Source organism: Phocaeicola fibrisolvens, from assembly GCF_025567125.1.
GTDB classification, from domain to species: Bacteria; Bacteroidota; Bacteroidia; order Bacteroidales; family Bacteroidaceae; genus Phocaeicola; species Phocaeicola fibrisolvens.
The window spans coordinates 81,119-99,788 of record NZ_JAOQJI010000006.1 but is presented as its reverse complement, the minus strand read 5'-3'; the positions used below and the strand labels follow the sequence as shown (position 1 = coordinate 99,788).

The following is an 18,670-nucleotide window of genomic DNA, read 5'->3' as shown; positions in this document are numbered from 1 at the left end:
TCTTACCGCATAACAATTCGGGTGAAGTTTGAAGAAATTCAAGTTTCACCCGTTTTTATTTCTATAGATTCTTGTCTTAAACCTGATAAAAAAAATCTCCCTATTCCCTTCAGAAGAATAAGGAGATCTTTAAAACAATGTCTCGGTCAATTTTTAATTTACTACCAATGACCGAGTGGACCAATTATAAGATATCGTATACAATGTATTTATATTCACCGTCTGACCGTCCTTGTTTCCCCAACTGCCTGATTGCGTATTGGATTCTGAATCCGTATTCGTTACATCCAACTGATAAGTGAAAAATACTCCTTCAGCATACGGAAAATAAGCTGTTTCCCCATCCTTCAGTGATACAGATCTTCCACCAGAGGTCACCGTAAAGTTATACTCACTCAGCCACTCACCTGTTACATTCGACAAATCCAGACAAACTGCAAAATCAATCATGGGAACCTGTATTTTCAAGGAAGTAGTTTCTCCCTCCTTCACTCTAAAAGGCACTTCCTTATAATAGACCGGTTCTCCTTTGTCTGCATTTCCCCAGCTCGTCTCTTCACCATAATTCGAACTATATACTTTCAATGTATAATCATCAGCAGCATCCAACTCAATCTTATTCTGCATTTCATCGACCGAGAGTTCACGTACCTTTACTCCTCCTTTCCACAATTCCACAAGTAAAGTTGCGTCTACTGCACGAGATGCAATCTCAGTGATAGTCTGCGCCTGCAATTCAATATTCCCTACCGACAAGTATCCTTCTCCAGAAGGAACAGTCAGATTCTCCTGCCGACAACCTGCCAACAAGAGGATTCCGGATAAAATATATAGTATTTTCTTTCTCATCATTCTTCCTTATTTGTCGTAAATCAAAGAGATATCATCAACATAAAACATACTACCAATATGAACATTCCAATCACCCATTATAGGAAATGAAATGGACTTATTTTGATCAAAATCACTATTACTAAATGATGTTTTACTAGTAGACCAAAATTGCACACAAACTGATGTAGCTATTTTAGGATGATCTACATAAACCACATTCACTGTAGCTTCTTGCCACCCTGTTTCAGAAGAAATAACCGAAGGAATAAAAGTTCCTGTAGCAATTACTTCATCTTGATGTTTCAATTCAATACAGACCTTAAAAGCATCTTGATTTTTAGGTACATATTTATACCAAAACTTTAATGAAGTGGGACGAGATGAAAAGGTATGTCCATTTACAAAATTCTCCTTACCATTATCCCATGAATATTTTCCAATAAAGAGACTCCCAGCAAAAGCTCCTTTTACATAAAGCATCTCTCCTGTAGAAGCATATCCTCCACCATGTCCTGAAGTATAAATTAAGGCAGAACGACTCCCTCCATGCTTAATATCCTCAGAATAACTTACACATGGAGCAAAACATACCGGATGTCCCATACCTAGAATAATATTTCCATCCTGAGAACGCATATTATTCGTATCCCACCAAACATCACTCTCTCTTTCTGCACTAGGATAAAATTTATAATAGGTCTTCTTTTGGAACCAACTATCTGATACTCTAAATGTTTCTCCTTTAATAGTATGCCATTTCTCCATTCCAGAATTAGGTAATTGTTGCGGCGTTTCTAATTCTACATCCACAGGATCAGTAACAATACCTTCACGATAAACAGCTCTCACTTCAAACTGCTTATTAGTTGGATAATTTTCCAATTGAACCAACTGGCCACAATTCAGCCATTCATCGCTTCCCTTTTGACGATACTGATACTGAAGTTTCTGGGAAATCGTTTCAGCATCTCCTGTTTTTATATTACAACCATCAATAGAAAACTCTTTACACCAAAAATTATCAGGATTGACAACGACATCAAATTCCGGCTTATTACATTTCAATGTATACACTCGATTTACAGTCTCATCTTCACTAGCCCAACGATTATTCGCTTCCACATCGACTTCAATCGTCGAAGAAACCGTATTACCATTGTCTGTCATTAGCTGAGGAATCAAAGATGTAAAGTCAAGACTTCCTTCTGTAGTTCCAATATCCGGCAATACAATACCCAATGCAGTTTCTATCGCAGCCTTATCTTCCGCATTCGACAACACATACTCTTTCTCTGCCTCCAGTCCTGCAAATTTCTCGTCCGTCGAATGGAATTTCAACTTCAAGTCCTGCAAAGGAGAAGCCAGCTTCAAACGAATAACCGCTGTTTTTTTCTCTGTTTCTGCAAATGAAAGCTCATTATTCACAAAACCTTCAGCTTCCAACTTGGGCTTCGGCATAAATTCAGAGGGCAAAGTTTCTACTACGGAGACCGTTTCTGTTTCCAATTTCTCTACCGAAATACCCACTCCTGATGACACCGAAGATTCATCCACACCAAGAGTAACCTTCACATGCGTTTTGGCAGGAATATTGGCAAATTTTTCTTGTGCCGGAATATCATAAGACACTTCTTGGCCCGTACCAGCCAACTGACCATGAAACACCAAACTTACAGAAGAACCTGCCTGAAAATAGGCACTTTTCCCGGAAGTCGCATCCAAATCTACAGACTCCTGGCCGACTGATACAGTTACAAAATAAGTATCATATACTTTTTTCAAGGCACTCTCGTTATAAATTACTGAAAGCAATGCATTCCCTACCGTACATGAAATATTGGCAGAAGTCATCTGTCCCGTCACAACTTCCTGACTCTCCAGTTTTCCGATATAATAAGGAGCATCCAAAGCTATCACCGGATTCTCTCCATAAGTAGCTGTCAAATCATACGTACCTTCCTTCAGCAAAATGGACTCTGTACATTTATCATCATAAGCCACATTGTCTGTTCCAGAATATGCCACACGCAAGTGGAACATATCTGCCACAGGCTTTTCCAATGCTGATGGCATCGTACGCGCATAAGCATGGTCCGACTCGTCGGTCAATGTTATTAATAATCCCGTTTCATTCGCAGAACGCAGATTCTCATCAGCCTGACATCCACTCAACCATATACAACATATCAATAAGCACAAGCTGCTGATGTATCTCATCTTTTTATTTATCAATTTAATCATAACTTAATTCAAATTCATCTACCCACAAAGTACTTCCATCACCTACCTGACCAATAACCTTTTTGCCATCGGCATCAAAATCTCCTCCATATTTACTGGAAGTAGCTACAATCGCAATTTTGGCAGGTTTCGATTCTGTATCACTATACTTTATATCAAACTCAAATTTTGTATATTCGGTAACAGTTTCGGAGCTCACAAATTCACCATAAGCAATCTCTCGATCGGCCGAATTCCATAATCTTAAATAAATATGGCACTGGTCAGTTTTCAAATTGCCAGGAACAGTACCATTATATGTAATGGGCATTGATTTATATTTATAATATCCACTTAATTTAGTGGGCCGAGCCCCCGAATAAGAACGACCAAATGACGGACTCGAAACTGGCTTTCCTATATTCGTCTTATATGTCCCAATAAATAGGTTTCCAGCTGCTGCTCCTACCAATAATATATCTCCATAGGTATACATCTTTGCAGCTTTTCCTTTATATGCATCACTTCCTGTAACTGGTACTGTGCTCGGATCTTTATAAATAGTCACACCTTCATTTCCTGTTGCCCAATAAGCTTGTGGGTCATCATAATTATTGGCTACCGGATTCGGATACCATGTTTTTTCACTCTGAGTCCATGTATCAAAATTCATATTAGGAAGAGTCACAATTGTTTCCGTCTGAAACGAATATGCTTCACCTTCTGTCCCAGCAGCAAGTGCACGAACTTCATAATCTGTACCCGAAGTCAAACCTTTCAACTCTGCAGAATAGGATGTGGTTCCAGTCTCAGTAACGGCAGATTCGTCCACTGTGGTCCAAACATCCGCACCTTTCACACGATATTCCAATGACAACTTACTTCCTGCCCGAAAACTGCCACTCACATAAGCCTTCGTAGCCCATGCATTTACCTTTTCTACAGAAGCTGCTACTGAGGATTTCTGCACATCAACGGTCCAATCACATATATACCTACCATTACGATATGCCTTGAACACCCGCGGTCGGGTAAAATCTGTCACCGTCTCCGCAGAAGGTACCAGTACAGTTTTTGAACCTTCCAAATTCAAGGTTTTGATTTTGATATTTTTGTAATCTGCATCTTCCGTCACATAAATAATAGCAATGTGATTATATAAATCCAAAGAAGGTGCCGTACCTGATTGATTTTCCACTTCGATAGTGCGTTCTATTTCCTGTTTCACCGTGATTTTCCACCAATATTCCTGATAAGTCTTCAGCAAGAAATTTACAGGTTTTGTAAAGTTAATGGCTGTATTGGCATTGGCAGGAAGTTCACTTAACGAAGAAAAACTAAACTCAGGGAAACCCGAATACTTGATACATGCGGTTGAATCCGGATAAATTAAAGCTTCCGTATTAGCCACCAATTTTGTAATTGGCAAACTATCTATAAAAGCATCCTCACCTATAGTAAGTTCAATAGTACGAGCCTGATTATTGAACACGGCTTCCCCCTGCATTCCTTCCACCTGAATTTCTTGAATCACTCCCTCAATATAAGGATAAGGAATGTCATTTTCTATACATGAAGACATGTTCAGTAACAAGAGTGATACTAAGCTATATTTCAAAGCTTTTATAAGCATAATCTGTCTATTTAAAAATATGTACAAATACCGATGTTAATTGAGAATATATTAATTTTAAAATCTGCAGAACTCTGTCGGTATGACCCATGTTCTACTTGATTGGTGGTCTGTTCTATCCATTTGAAATCCAACCCGACCACATTGATGGAAACTTCCACGGCCATGTTGTTTGTCACAAATGCTGTCAATCCAGGAGCTGCACCTATCTGCAGACGATGAGAAGTCTGGTAAGTACCCGTAGCTTTCTGGTCTGAACCAGACAAAGTCTTTCCTTGTCCATATCCATACGTCAGACGCAATTCATTGAAGAAACCGAAAACCTTACTGTTTCCCAGTCCCATATAAGTACGCAAAAAACCGGAAGCAGTATATTCATGCTCCAGGTATTTATAATCACTGATATCAAATGTCAGATCATCACCTAAGTCCAGATTAATGTTCCCGATATCTGCATACGTACGGTTGTAATTCAAACGTAAACCAGCCGCCATGTTATCCTTGAAAAAATATCCGGCATAAGGACTCACCTTAAACGTATATCCTTCACCATTGATATCATCCAATATCAGGAACTTATAATTATCTCCTGTTAACTCAGTATAAGAAAACGTAACACCTCCCATCCATGAACCTTTCGGCACAAACAAAGAGGGTTTTATATTACGATCATAACCTTTTCGTGCGTGGACAGAAGCCACGCACAAAAAGGTTAGTAATAGAATTAAATATTTCTTCATGTAAAATATTAATAGTATGACAATTCAAAATCATCTACCCAAAGGGTACTGCCTGCAGCCACTTGTCCGACAACTTTTGTATTAAACATATTGGTCCCTTCAAATTCACCACCATAACGGCTGGAAGTAGCTACAATCGTAATCTTATCAGGACGTTTAGTCATATTTGTATACTCAATCGGAAGATCAAAACGAGTATATTCAGAAACAGTCTGATTCGTAATAAAATGTGATTCTGCTATAACCTCATCTCCTGACCAAAGCTTTACATAAATATCACATTCATCTACAGTCAAAGTACGATCGGTAGGAATCTTTCCATTTTTATTCATTGAAGTACCCGGAGTATACTTATAATATCCTGTCAGTTTTACCGGACGTGCACCATTGTAAGAACGACCGAACTGTACACTAGAAGCCATATCATTGAGATTAGTAGAATAAGAACCGATTAACAAATTACCAGCCGCATATCCAACCAAAGGCACAGTTACTGTCTCCAGTTTTCCAGCCTTACCTGTTCGAGCATCACTACCTTCTACCGGAATACTATTCGAACTTCCCAATGTAGTTGCCCCTTCATTACCTGTAGCCCAGTAACTATTTGAAGCTTCTGAATTAGGATACCAATTTTTCCCATTTTGCGTCCAATTATCAAAACTCAAGTTCGGAATTTCTTCAAAGGCTTCTGTTGTAAACCCACAAGTTTCACCTATCTTATCTCCACACAAGATATAATATTCATATTCTGTATTGAAATCCAACGGAGATACCTTAGCTGAATATGCATTGCCCTCTCCCTTAGTAGCTTCTACAGTTTTCCACTCAGACTCAGATTTCTTTTTGTAAGCGAACTGTACTGGTGAAGCGGCATCCTGCAAAGAGCAAGTTCCTGACAGATAAGCAAACTGTCCCCAAACCTTAGATACGTCGTTCTTGATATCTTCAGTCTTCAAATCAGTAGATTCCTGCTTTGTCGGCACCTTTACAACCACTTCATACTGATGAATGGTTTGGTCTACCGTAATGTCAAAGGTTGCATTACCTTCCGTAATATCCAAATTCACCTTATAATAATAAGCAGCTTCTGCATTTTCAGTAATTTGTTGAGAGAAAACCTTTCCATTACCAAAATCCACCTTCAACGTCAAGGCCTGACCTGATTTCACGTATGCTGCACGGGTCTCATCCTTAGCAAAAGAAATGCTCAACGCATCTGCCCCCTCAATTGAGCAAGCATAATCACTAAAGGTATTTTTAAAACTCTCAGAACAATTGATAGACACCATAGACTGAGCCAGTTTACAAGTCACCTCTACCGCTTTTGCTTTATTGGCTTCAATTGCCACTTCAGTCTGTCCCTCATAATAAGGAAGTGCCTCAAAGCCCTGTGCCTCTTTATCTTTATCTGCAGAATAAGCCTTAATGGTATATGTGGCAACCGGCAATAACACATCATTTAAATCTTTCCAATCGTCCGCATGTTTTACCACAGTTTCTGATTCATCCAACACATCTACAGCAATTGCTTCTGAACTCGTAACATCTGCACGAGAAGTTACAGTCTTATTGACATCGACAGAAGACAACTGGAGATAACCATAACCTTTGGCTTCCTCTATTTCCGACTGGCAGGAAGCTAAAACTCCTGCACCCAGAAACATTCCTAATACTATATTTGTTAGTTTCATAAGTTTATTCCTCCTTTGGATTTACTGTAACCGTAATATCTCCGCTTTTTGTATCTACTCCATCTGAGACAGACAAGTTAAATACACTGTCTCCTGATTGAACAACTTTTGGAATTAAAACCAGCAGTGAGCCTAATTTAAAAGTAAAATCAGTACAAGTACCTGCGTGCAATTGGTTATACTCATCATCTGTTACAAGTTGTAAACCAATAACCTTTTCTTTAACATCTTCATCCATATTACAGATATCAAAAGTTTCAGGCAATTGAACCATTCCTAAAAGCCCCGCAATTTCTCCGGAAATCGTTACATTCAAATTTTTAATTCCTCTTGTAGCTGAGATATGTACATCTTGCAAACCTTCAATTTCAGAATCACCAGCTGTACAAGTATACTTAGCAGGCAATCCTTCAAAAGTAATAGCGGCTTCCGGTTCCGGATCAGTTTCACCACCCGGTACACTCGGTCCGTCGTAAGTAATATTTTCTACCGGAATTTCAATTGTTTCTCCAACTTCTGTAAATGTCAGGTCTACAGTCAAGCCAATAGAAAGATAAGAATCAGTAGAACCTTCGTCAGTCAGATTGATTACAAAAGAATCTCCATCTGCCAAGTTGGCAATACCACCTTCTGCATCAGCCGGTTTCTGTACTGTAGCTACCAATTCAATAAAATTACCTTCCGTTGAAGTAGCTTTTACTGACACATTCAGACTATTTTTCTGGCTCGGAGTCTGGAAATAATATTTCTTACCAAGATTATCTTTATTGAAAATCTGATTGGCATTGTCTCCATTGTCTACAGTAATTGAATAGTCATCTTTGAAAGCTTCCAAGAAAGAAGCAGTCACACCCAATTCCATTTCAATGCAAGACAATTTGCAGTTCAGTCCTACATTGGTAGAAATACCTTTCTTTACAGAAAAAGTCTGTTCACCTTTAAAATATGGACGTTCTGAAACGCTCACGTTTGCACCGTCATAATTATAAGCTTTTACAGAATAGTTACCTTCATTCAATGGAATCAACACCTTGCCATCTGCATTTTTCAATTCACTGACAAGACCTTTTGCCACTTCTTCCTGCGTATCTGTATTCGTAACGACCAGTGTATAACCGTCTACATTGATATCTTCCTCATTGAAATTACCCGTAGTAGTACCGTTATCTACCACTTCACCGGCACGACTCATTTCTACTCCATTGTATACTGAAGTCAAATTAAGTTCCAGTGTACCGGCGTTCTCGCCTAATTCATTCTTTCCTAAGATTTCATCGCGCATCTCACAAGATGAAAATCCTATCATAAGGCCTAAAAGCCAAATTAAACCTTTATATCTTTTCATATTTTTCGTCTTTTATTTTGAAGTTGGAATATATTCGCCAGGGATTTCCACTGTTACATCTTCTTCTGTCACACCGTCATCTACCGTTACCGTCAGGCCAAACTTACCTCCAGCAATCTCCGTTTGATTAGGTTTAATGGTCAATGTATAAGAATAACACGGCTTCAAGTCGATTTCTTTGCTGCTTTCAAATCCACTCACTGTCACAGGAGAACCATTTTTATCTGTCAAAGCAAACGACAAAGTGGCTTTCACACCTTCGTCACCGGTCTTCAGATAAAGTTCCTGACCTTCATTTGATTTGTTCATTGTCCATGCATCGCTCATGTAGTCAGTTTTGATAGAAACAGTACAGTCTTTAAAATAATCTTCAAACTGATCGCTGTCATCATTTCCTTTGTAAACAAGCTTCATTTTTGCATTGGCAGGTTTGCAAGTGATAGAAACGGTCTTTCTATCTCCCTGAGAAACCGTAAAGGTTTCACTTCCCTTCACATAAAGTTTGTCATAACCCGCAGGCACGTCTTCTCCATAGTAAGCAGTCAATGTGTAAGGCACTCCGAAGTCTACCTTCTGTTCCACATCCAGTTCCCCATAAAGTTTATCCGTATAAACGGCTTCGTCACCCTTATACAGAGACACTTTATAATTCTGTACGTTCTGATAAGCACTTTCGTCTACCGAACGGCTCTTATAAGACAGACTAGTCGACAAATCAACCATAATGCTGCCTTGTCCAGAAACACTCTCTTGTTCTTTCTCACTGCTGCAACCTCCTAAAGAGAAAAGTAGCGCCAATGAGAAAAATACCTTCAAATAGTTTTTCATTTTCATCTGATAATAAAATTTTTCTTTTCGTGTGCAAAGTAACACCAAATTCAAAATTCCCACAAGGTCTATTTATTTTATTTTTGTCTGATTTTTAAAACGAGCAAAGAGGAACTGAATAAATATGCCTGATAACTACATTTTAAACAATCTTTTTTTTAGATTTAGATAGTCTGTTTTTCAAATCTTAAATAAAGGGCCGCCAAATACATACAGCAAGACAGAGCGAAATTTAATTCAATTTTTATCCCTCAAACACCGGTTATTTCATTTTTTTCGTATATTTGAAAAGTTAATCTTCACAATTTAAACCTAATAGCACACAAGCCACCTTAATCATGAAACACAAGACAGTCATTCGCATGGCAGGCATTCTCATCCTGATGATTTTTCAAGTATTCAACGTACAAGCCCAATCCTCCCACTATATAGTAAAAGGGATACTCACAGATTCACTTACTCACGAAAGTGAACCTTATGCCACTATCCGCATCACATTAAAAACTTCCCCCAACAAACCCGTCAAAATGAATGTAACGGATGAAAAAGGAAGATTTCAAGAGAGACTTCCCCAAAAAGGGAACTACACCCTGCAAATCACGTCTGTAGGCAAACGAACAGTTATCCGTCATTTCACGCTGACAGAAGCCAACCCTGTGGCCGATTTGGGCACATTATATACCTACGACGACACTCAAATGCTCAAGGGAGTAGAAGTAGTGGCACAAAAACCTCTCGTAAAGGCTGAAATCGACAAAATCTCCTACAGCATTGAAGACGACCCGGACTCAAAAACCAATACGACTCTTGAAATGTTAAGAAAAGTACCACTTGTCACTGTAGATGGTGAAGACAACATTGAAGTGAACGGGTCCAGTAATTTTAAGGTACATGTAAACGGAAAGCCCAATACCCTGATGAGCAACAACCCGAAAGAAGTGCTGAGAAGTCTTCCAGCCAACTCGGTCAAGTCCATTGAAGTCATCACTGAGCCAGGAGCCAAATACGACGCAGAAGGTATCGGCGGTATACTGAACATCATCACGACCGATGCAAAAATGCAAGGATATAACGTCACGTTGGGAGGCAATGCCGGAAACATGGGCGTTTCAGGTTATGCATACGGAACTGTGCAGGTCGGGAAATTTACCGTTACTGGAAACTATTCCTATAATTATCAGAACCAGCCGAGAAATTATTCCGAAAGCGGACGAGAAGACTTCACCTCTTCCGACTACCGGCACCTGCTCAACGAAGGATTTTCGAAAAACAAAGGAAATTTCCAGTTCGGCAACATCGAAGGAAGCTACGAAATCGACACTTTGAACCTTATTACATTCTCTGCCAATATATTTGGCGGAAATTTTGATATCCACAGTGAATCACAAACCGTCATGAAAGACGATACATGGAATGAACGATACAGCTACCGGAGTCCCAACAACTCAGTCAGCGAATTTGGAAACATCGGAATCAACGCAGACTACCAGCATTCATTCCGGAAAAAAGGTGAATACCTCACACTGTCGTATAAGTTCAACAATGCCCCTAACAACAACGAAGCAGATACCTATTACGAAGACATAAAAAATGTTCCTTTCGAACTTCTTCACCAATATTTCGACAACAAAGCCCACACAGCAGAGCATACTGCACAAATAGACTACGTGAATCCACTGAACGACATTCACTATATAGATGCCGGTATGAAATACATATTCCGTGACAACTACAGCGACAGCAAATACTATATCGAAAACGCACAGGGAGAAATGGAAGCCAGTGAAAATCTTTCCAGTAAATACCAGCAGAAACAACAGATTCTTGCTGCATACGCTGACTATCAACTGAAATGGAAGAAATTCGGAGCAAAAGCAGGCGTACGTTACGAACACACTTTTATGGATGTGAAATATGACTATATGCCCGAACGCAACTTTCACACGGGATTCGACGACGTGGTTCCTACGGTAAACCTTTCTTATATGCTAGGAACAACTTCTACCCTGAGAGCCAACTACAACATGCGCATCAACCGCCCTGGAATATGGTACCTGAACCCCTTCCGGGATACCAGTAACCCCACTTCCGTAAGCTACGGAAATCCGGACCTGGATACGGAAAAAGCTCATATACTCGGACTGACATACAACCGTTTCAGTGCCAAATTTAACCTGAACGCCAATCTCACTTATACCTTCACCAACAATGGCATCGAAGCCTACTCTTTCATGAACAATGGAGTACAGGAAAACACGTATGGGAATGTAGGGAAAAGTCAGCAGACCCGCCTTTCCTTGTGGATGAACTGGAATCCAGGAAGCACTACCCGTATTTCGGTCAACGCAAGCGGAAGCTACGCTGACTACCAAAGTCAAGCACTCAATGCCAGCAATAACGGATTCAACGGCAACTTGTTTGCCAACGTACAGCAAACCATTCCATGGGAACTCCGCCTTAGCCTCTACGGAGGAGGGAGCACACCCAACATTTCTTTGCAAGGAAAAGGATCGTCCTTTTACTATTACGGAATCAACCTGAGCCGCTCTTTCCTGAAAGAAAAGCGCCTCAACATCTCACTCTATGCCAGCAGTTTTTTGCAGAAATATACTTCATACAACAACGAGACAATTACAGACACCTTCCGTTCCTGGTCGGAAAGCCGCTATCCTTCAAGAAGATACGGAATCAGTATCAGCTGGCGATTCGGTGAACTGAAGACACAAGTAAAGAAAACGCAGAGAAGCATTACAAACGACGATATAAAAGCAGGAGGGGAAAACAAGACAGGTGGACAAATGCAGTAATTTACGGCGAATTTCTTATCTTTGCGAAAAATAAGATTCGATGGAAAAAGAACTTCCTAAAATAGATTTGCCGGAGGAATGGCTGGCAGGTACTGGTATCAGCAAGGAACTGCTAGGACTATACACCAATTATCCGGTACGACTGAAATGTGAAATTTTTGTGCTGTGTACTTCTGGCGAAGTGGAGGCGTCGGTAAATCTCAACAAAATAAAAGTAGAAGCCAATAATCTCATCACCCTTACTCCTGGAAGTATTTTTCAGATACATAGCATTGAAGGCGACCTGAACATCTACTTTCTAGGATTTTCATCCCAATACATGGAACACAACCTTCAGTCGCATGCTTTTCTCGATTCTATGTATCTTACCCTCGGCCGTCCTGTCATCAATCTGAGGCCGGAAGGTACGAAAATGATGGAAGCCTACCTACAGCTGCTGATAAAAATGTACGAATTCTTTCCAGAGAAAATCAGACAGGAAATGGCTTCCAATTTGTATGCCGACATCCATAAGGGTATCTCCATCCTTTACCGAAATAAAACTGATGAAGTTCATTCTTTGTCAAAAAGTGAACTGATTTGTCGCAATTTCACTCAGCTGGTCATGCAACACTACAGTCAGACACGCAACGTAGCCTGGTATGCAGAAAAACTGAACATCACTCACGCCCATCTGTGTACCACAGTGAAACAAATCACCGGAAAAACTTGTGTCGACATCATCTCGTCTATGGTTATCATGGATGCAAAATCACAATTGAAATCTTCACAGCTTTCCATCCAGAACATTTCCGACTCCCTGAACTTTGCCAATGTTTCCTTTTTCGGGAAATATTTTAAACGCTATGTGGGAATGAGTCCGCTAGAATACCGGAACAACGGATAAAAATGATACTTTAAGCAGACTTTCTGAAGAGAAAAGAAGACTTTTGAAGATTAGAAAAAAACGCCTAAGCGTTTCAAGTAAAACGCCTAAGCGTTTTGATCAAAATGTAAAGGCGTTTTAAGCAAAACGTCTAAGCGTTTCAGTCCAAACGCCTTTACGTTTTTTAGCCCTGAAAAAACATGAAAAATTCGTTTGTCTTATCAATTTTCTGGTGGTTCTGTTTCACCGCCTTGCAAGCCGTACAAAGCATCCGGCTGACGCCTATCCCTTCCCTTCCTCAACTACCGGTCAGTGCCATACACCGCATTTTTCAAGACAGCGAAGGAATGATGTGGTACGGCACAGTCAATGGCCTTTGCCGAGACGACGGCTATCAGGTGGATGTCATCCGCTCCGACATTCATACGCCGGGACTGCTGCGCAACAACACCATCCAATCGATTGCGGAAGACAACAAAGGAAGAATCTGGTTTGGTACAGACCAAGGAGCTTATATTCTGGACAAAACAAATGGAAAAGTCATTCCACTCGATTCGCAAACGTTGCAAAGAAGTTTTATCTACTTTATGCAAAAAACCTCCGACGGATATATGTGGATTGCCACAGGAAATAAACTGATAAAATACGATACTTCCGGAAAACGTATCAAAACCTATCTTCTATACGATATAAAGGGAAAGCCTTCTTGGATGGCTGGATTCTGTGAAAGCCGACAGAAACAGATTCTGATAACCATCGGAAAAGGAGGTATTTATTGTTATGACAAAAAACTGGATACCTTCAAACAATATGCTGAGCCTCCAGTCAGCAGAGACCTCACCACTATTCTCCAGGACCGGACACACAACTACTTCTGGGTAGGCACGCAATCAAAAGGAGTCCTACTTTTTAATCCCTCTGCCCCCAAAGACTCAATCTATACCTATTCTCCTCTTCCCGTAAACCCGATAGGAGAAAAAGAAGGAAATATCCTTTATCTGGCACAAGATGAACACAAGGGTACCCTTTGGATGACAACCAGAAGCTCTTTGATTGCCATGCGCTACGACGAGACCTGCCGTCAGCTGCGTCAGACCGATTTCCGACTTCCGGCAAGCTATGGAAGCATGCTGAATGAAATCTATAAAGACAAAAACGGGTCACTATGGGTTGCCTCTTTCGATGGAAAAAGCTTTATTGTACATTTCACGGAAGATGCACCAGAGGAATTTTCTCTTCCGGCACTGCAACAACGCATTCGTTTCCAACCGGCTATCATGGCCTTGAGTGACGCCGGAGAAGGCAAAATGTGGATATCTCAAGAACGAACCGGCCTCGGACTTTATGACCTAAGTCGCCAAGAAGTCAGTCTACACTTTGATTTCCCTTCATTGGGCTCACTCTCGCTTGATGCAATCAAACAAATGTCCGAATCCCGAAAAGAAGGAAATGTATGGGTTGTCCCCGAAGCTCACAACCTTATTTATGAATTTAGCCGGGAGCACATGCAGATAAAGCATGTACGTAGCCTGAGTCTGCCTTCAGCCCAATCCGGACAATATTTCACACTCACTTACGAAGACCAGAATGGCATGTTATGGACGGGAACAAACTCCGGACTCTATGCCTTCTCCTTACCAGACAATCAATGGAATATCATCTGCGACACTCTGGGACAGGTAAATGCCCTGAAAGAAGACAAACAAGGCAATTTGTGGATAGGTACTCAAAAAGGTCTCTACCTGAAGCCCAAGAAAGAAGCATGCCAGAAAGTGTCTTCACCGCTCTCTGTGACTTGCTTGAGCATTCAGGAAGATTGCTGTATCTGGATCGGTACCCAAGAAGGAGGAGTCTACGCACTCGACCTCAACACATGGCAACTGACAGATCATACGGTTTTGTGTGGTCTGAGCGGAAACATCGTCAATCAGCTGGAATTTGATGTCTACGGACATCTTTGGATTGACACCAACCAAAAACTGATAGAATACAATCCCCGGAACCATTCGTATTCCACCTATCTCACCACCGACAATTCCATGTTGCTCCACCGCTTCATTCCTACAGCCATCTGCAAAGGGCATGACGGACGGATTTATTTTGGAGGAATTCCAGGTATTTGTGCTGTCACTCCTTCTTCACGACTTGACCAACCCAGTCAAAATATCCCTACATTCATAACCGGCATATATGTTATGGACAAACCAAGAAAGGGCAAAGAGCAGACACTGACTCTTCAACCGGATGAGTATAATCTGGAAATCCATTTTTCCTCACTCGACTACTTGAATGCGGCCAAAATTCGATATGCCTACCGTATGATTGGACTAGACAAAAAATGGAGTTACACAGCTACCGGACAACATGTTGCCAGCTACAAACATCTACCAAAAGGAAAGTATTTGTTTGAAGTGAAAGCAACCGACGGCTATGGAGTATGGAGCGAAAAGATTACTCAAATACGAATAGAACGACTGCCTGCCTTCTACCAGACAGGATGGGCCATCACCTTTTATGTAGTACTTCTGTCTGCCGGAATTTTTACTGGTATTTACTTTTACCTCCGCCGGATGAAACAAAAAAATGAGGAACTGTATGCCGACAGCACAGAACTGATGAAAATGCGTTCCTATTTGGATGAAAAACCACAGACACATGCGGCAATCAAGACTTCCGACCTGGAATTTGCCCAGCTGGACAAGATGCTCCTGGATAATATTCTGAAAGCGGTAGAAGACAATCTAAGCGAACCGGATTTCGACGTGCAGCACCTGGCCGAAAAAGTCAACATGTCACGCTCCACCCTGACCCGCAAGTTGAAGGCCATCACCGGACTGACACCGTTGGAATACATCCGCCGCGTCAAGATGCAGCATGCCTGCCGGATGCTGAAAGACAGTCATACCACGGTAAACGAAGTGGCCTTGGCCCTCGGCTATTACAACCGAAAATATTTCACCGCCTGCTTCAAGGAAGAGTACGGCCTCACGCCCAGTGAATACCAGAAAAAACAGGATCAAGAGGGTACATCTGAATCAAAGGAGGGATAAAAATGCGTCAAAATGCCCTTTGAAGCATTTCATACCGCTCTTTGACACATTCTTTTCTCTGCCTCGCCAAAGAATCTTTTTACATTTGGCAGTGTCAACCTTAGTGGTCAAACTTCGAAAAACGAACGAACAAAATGAGAAAAGAAATTCTATTCCTAGCCGCACTGGCTTCTTGCATGTCTTCCTTCGCGCAGCATTTTGAAAAAACTGCCCAAGGGGGAAAATTCCAAACCGCACAACCTGTTTTAAACGGGGAAGTGATTTTTTACTCTCCTTCCATCGTGCGCATCGTGAAATATCCTTCGGCCGAGATGCCCGAGAAAAAAAGTTATCCCGTCATCAAGACACCTGAGAAAGTGGAGATAGCTTACACTCAGAACGGAAACACGGTGTGTATGACCGCCGGAAAGATGAAAGTCACACTGGATGTGGCCACCGGAAAAGTGACCTACACCGATGAAAAAGGAAAAACCTTGTTGAAGGAAAAGGTAGAAGGAACCAACTTCATCCCTCGGAAGGATGTAAACCGCGATGCGTATACCGTGAGCCAGGCGTTCAGCCTTACACCCGATGAAGCTATTTATGGACTGGGGCAACGGCAAAGCGGAGCCATGAACCACCGCAACCAGCAGATTCACCTGTCCAACGGTAACACCAACATCTGCATTCCTTATTTCACCTCCGAAAAAGGCTATGGTGTATATTGGGACAATCCGGGTATCTCCGACTTCAGCGACACTCCCTACGAAACCTCATTTTCTTCACAAGTGGGCCTTTGCTCCGACTATTATTTCCTCTATGAAGACGGCACGCAGGACGGCGTGATTGCCTGCATCCGCGACCTGACGGGAAAAGCCACCATGTTCCCGCTCTGGACCATGGGCTACTGGCAGTGCCGCGAACGCTACAAGAGCCCCGACGAACTATGCGGCGTACTCGACAAGTACCGCAAGCTAGAAATTCCCCTCGACGGTATCGTACAGGACTGGCAGTACTGGGGATGCGATTCCAACTGGAACGCCATGAAATTCATGAACCCGCGCTACATCAACAAGATGGACGATGCGGAAGCCCTGCGCTACCTGCCGAACGGCGAAGACAAGAATGCCCGCTATCCGAAACCCCGCTTCAAAAGCCCAGAAGAGATGGTGGAATACGTACACAAGAACAACGCCCACCTCATGATTTCCGTATGGGCCAGCTTCGGCCCCTGGACCGACCAGTTCAAGGAACTCGACAAGATGAATGCCCTGCTGAAATTTGAAACCTGGCCCCCTCAATCGGGAGCCCATCCCTACGACCCGTTCAACAAGGATGCACGCGACCTCTACTGGCGTTACCTCAGCCACTTGCATCAAATGAACATTGATGCCTGGTGGACCGACTCTACGGAACCCGACCACCTGAACCCCAAGGAAAGTGATTTCGACCTGCTGACAGCCGACGGTTCTTTCCGCTCCGTACACAATGCCTTCCCACTGGCTCACAACCGGGGTATCTATGAACACCAACGTGCTGTATCAGACGAAAAACGTGTATTCCAGATGACCCGTTCAGGTTACCTCGGACAACAGCACTACGGAGCCCTGAGCTGGAGCGGCGATGTGGTATCAAGCTGGAACGTACTCCGCCAGCAGATTCCCGCCGGACTGAACTTCACGCTTTGCGGCATTCCGTTCTGGAATACGGACTTAGGAGGTTTCTTCGGCTGGGAATACAACAACGACTGCACCAACGTGGCTTATCAGGAACTGCATGTACGCTGGTTCCAGTGGGGATGCTTCATGCCACTGATGCGCAACCACTGTTCTTCACCGATGATGAACGAAATCGACCTTTTCGGCAAGGAAGGCGACTGGGCCTACGACGCACAGAAACGCATCATCGAACTCCGTTACCGCCTCTTACCTTATATATATAGTCTGAACGGGGCCGTGGTACAGGAGGACGGCTGCATGATGCGTCCGCTGGTGATGGATTTCGCCACCGACCGCAAGGCCATCTTGCTGGACAACGAATACCTGTTCGGCAAGCAGATTCTGGTACGTCCGGTCACCGAACCGCTGTACACGAAGAAAGTGGAAGGCAACAAAGGCGTAACCACCGTGCCTGATGTGGCCAAGGCTTCCGCTCCGGTGAAAGTGTACTTGCCGAAAGGTACGAAATGGATTGATTTCTGGACCAACGAAAGCGTGGAAGGCGGACAAGAACTCCAACGCGCATGTCCGGTAGACATCCTGCCGCTCTACATCAAAGCCGGAAGCATCCTGCCCCTAGGACCGAAGGTACAATATTCTACCGAAAAGAAATGGGACAATCTGGACATCTGCGTCTATCCGGGAGCCGACGGCGAGTTCACCCTCTACGAAGACGAGTTCGACAATTACAACTACGAAAAAGGTATGTTCTCCACCATCCGATTCCACTGGAACGATGCCACCCGTACGCTGACTATCGACAACCGTACTGGAGAATTCCCGCACATGCTGAAAAAGCGCAATTTCTGCATCACCCTGATGCAGCCGGGCAAACAATCTGCCGAAACCGTCACGATGAAACCCGACAAGAAAGTGACTTATTCGGGTAAGAAGATTACGATAAAATTGTAACCAACTCCCATTTACAGAAAAAGAGGTACTTGCACATGCAGGCACCTC

General features: G+C 42.4%; 11 protein-coding genes. 4 read left to right on the top strand and 7 right to left on the bottom strand.

Annotation, left to right across the window (positions count from 1 at the left end; translation table 11 throughout):
* Positions 1 to 153: 153 nt before the first annotated feature.
* From OCV81_RS04295 to OCV81_RS04265, 7 genes are read right to left on the bottom strand one after another with little or no spacing between them, the layout of a single operon-like run.
* A complete protein-coding gene (locus tag OCV81_RS04295) occupies positions 154 to 849 on the bottom strand; it encodes a DUF4493 domain-containing protein (RefSeq protein WP_262640092.1) in 696 nt (231 codons plus the stop codon).
* 9 nt (positions 850 to 858) lie between these two features.
* The gene (locus OCV81_RS04290) at positions 859 to 3,075 is read right to left on the bottom strand and encodes a DUF4493 domain-containing protein (protein ID WP_148328679.1); all 2,217 of its coding nucleotides are present in this window, start codon (positions 3,073 to 3,075) and stop codon (positions 859 to 861) included.
* Positions 3,068 to 4,687 carry a PCMD domain-containing protein gene (locus OCV81_RS04285; protein WP_148328677.1) on the bottom strand — a complete coding sequence of 540 codons (1,620 nt, stop codon included), beginning with the start codon at positions 4,685 to 4,687 and terminating at the stop codon, positions 3,068 to 3,070. The genes OCV81_RS04290 and OCV81_RS04285 overlap by 8 nt, the downstream gene beginning before the upstream one ends.
* Positions 4,688 to 4,698: 11 nt before the next feature.
* Complete coding sequence (locus OCV81_RS04280) at positions 4,699 to 5,427, bottom strand: hypothetical protein (RefSeq protein WP_148328675.1); 729 nt, start codon at positions 5,425 to 5,427, stop codon at positions 4,699 to 4,701.
* Between the two features lie 8 nt (positions 5,428 to 5,435).
* Positions 5,436 to 7,118, bottom strand: coding sequence for a DUF4493 domain-containing protein (locus OCV81_RS04275; protein ID WP_148328673.1), 1,683 nt, complete (start codon positions 7,116 to 7,118; stop codon positions 5,436 to 5,438).
* Positions 7,119 to 7,122: 4 nt separating this feature from the next.
* Complete coding sequence (locus OCV81_RS04270) at positions 7,123 to 8,463, bottom strand: DUF4493 domain-containing protein (RefSeq protein ID WP_148328671.1); 1,341 nt, start codon at positions 8,461 to 8,463, stop codon at positions 7,123 to 7,125.
* A 12-nt stretch (positions 8,464 to 8,475) separates the two neighbouring features.
* Positions 8,476 to 9,297: a DUF4493 domain-containing protein gene (locus OCV81_RS04265; RefSeq protein ID WP_148328669.1), complete on the bottom strand. Its 822-nt coding sequence runs from the start codon at positions 9,295 to 9,297 to the stop codon at positions 8,476 to 8,478.
* 332 nt (positions 9,298 to 9,629) lie between these two features.
* Here OCV81_RS04265 and OCV81_RS04260 point away from each other — a divergent pair, with 332 nt between their 5' ends.
* The 4 genes from OCV81_RS04260 to OCV81_RS04245 all read left to right on the top strand — a co-directional run bounded on the left by OCV81_RS04260 (position 9,630) and on the right by OCV81_RS04245 (position 18,622).
* A complete protein-coding gene (locus OCV81_RS04260) occupies positions 9,630 to 12,098 on the top strand; it encodes an outer membrane beta-barrel family protein (RefSeq protein ID WP_148328667.1) in 2,469 nt (822 codons plus the stop codon).
* Between the two features lie 40 nt (positions 12,099 to 12,138).
* A complete protein-coding gene (locus OCV81_RS04255; protein WP_148328665.1) occupies positions 12,139 to 12,984 on the top strand; it encodes a helix-turn-helix domain-containing protein in 846 nt (281 codons plus the stop codon).
* Positions 12,985 to 13,163: 179 nt separating this feature from the next.
* Positions 13,164 to 16,013: a ligand-binding sensor domain-containing protein gene (locus OCV81_RS04250; protein WP_148328663.1), complete on the top strand. Its 2,850-nt coding sequence runs from the start codon at positions 13,164 to 13,166 to the stop codon at positions 16,011 to 16,013.
* A 134-nt stretch (positions 16,014 to 16,147) separates the two neighbouring features.
* On the top strand, positions 16,148 to 18,622 hold the full coding sequence (locus OCV81_RS04245; RefSeq protein WP_148328661.1) for a glycoside hydrolase family 31 protein: 2,475 nt from the start codon (positions 16,148 to 16,150) through the stop codon (positions 18,620 to 18,622).
* Positions 18,623 to 18,670 lie beyond the last annotated feature (48 nt).

What these genes read in the sequence shown, in the direction of transcription:
- OCV81_RS04295 (WP_262640092.1), bottom strand. Translation starts at nt 849, where the DNA reads ATGAGAAAGAAAATACTATATATTTTATCCGGAATCCTCTTGTTGGCA.
- OCV81_RS04290 (WP_148328679.1), bottom strand. Translation starts at nt 3,075, where the DNA reads ATGATTAAATTGATAAATAAAAAGATGAGATACATCAGCAGCTTGTGC.
- OCV81_RS04285 (WP_148328677.1), bottom strand. Translation starts at nt 4,687, where the DNA reads ATGCTTATAAAAGCTTTGAAATATAGCTTAGTATCACTCTTGTTACTG.
- OCV81_RS04280 (WP_148328675.1), bottom strand. Translation starts at nt 5,427, where the DNA reads ATGAAGAAATATTTAATTCTATTACTAACCTTTTTGTGCGTGGCTTCT.
- OCV81_RS04275 (WP_148328673.1), bottom strand. Translation starts at nt 7,118, where the DNA reads ATGAAACTAACAAATATAGTATTAGGAATGTTTCTGGGTGCAGGAGTT.
- OCV81_RS04270 (WP_148328671.1), bottom strand. Translation starts at nt 8,463, where the DNA reads ATGAAAAGATATAAAGGTTTAATTTGGCTTTTAGGCCTTATGATAGGA.
- OCV81_RS04265 (WP_148328669.1), bottom strand. Translation starts at nt 9,297, where the DNA reads ATGAAAATGAAAAACTATTTGAAGGTATTTTTCTCATTGGCGCTACTT.
- OCV81_RS04260 (WP_148328667.1), top strand. Translation starts at nt 9,630, where the DNA reads ATGAAACACAAGACAGTCATTCGCATGGCAGGCATTCTCATCCTGATG.
- OCV81_RS04255 (WP_148328665.1), top strand. Translation starts at nt 12,139, where the DNA reads ATGGAAAAAGAACTTCCTAAAATAGATTTGCCGGAGGAATGGCTGGCA.
- OCV81_RS04250 (WP_148328663.1), top strand. Translation starts at nt 13,164, where the DNA reads ATGAAAAATTCGTTTGTCTTATCAATTTTCTGGTGGTTCTGTTTCACC.
- OCV81_RS04245 (WP_148328661.1), top strand. Translation starts at nt 16,148, where the DNA reads ATGAGAAAAGAAATTCTATTCCTAGCCGCACTGGCTTCTTGCATGTCT.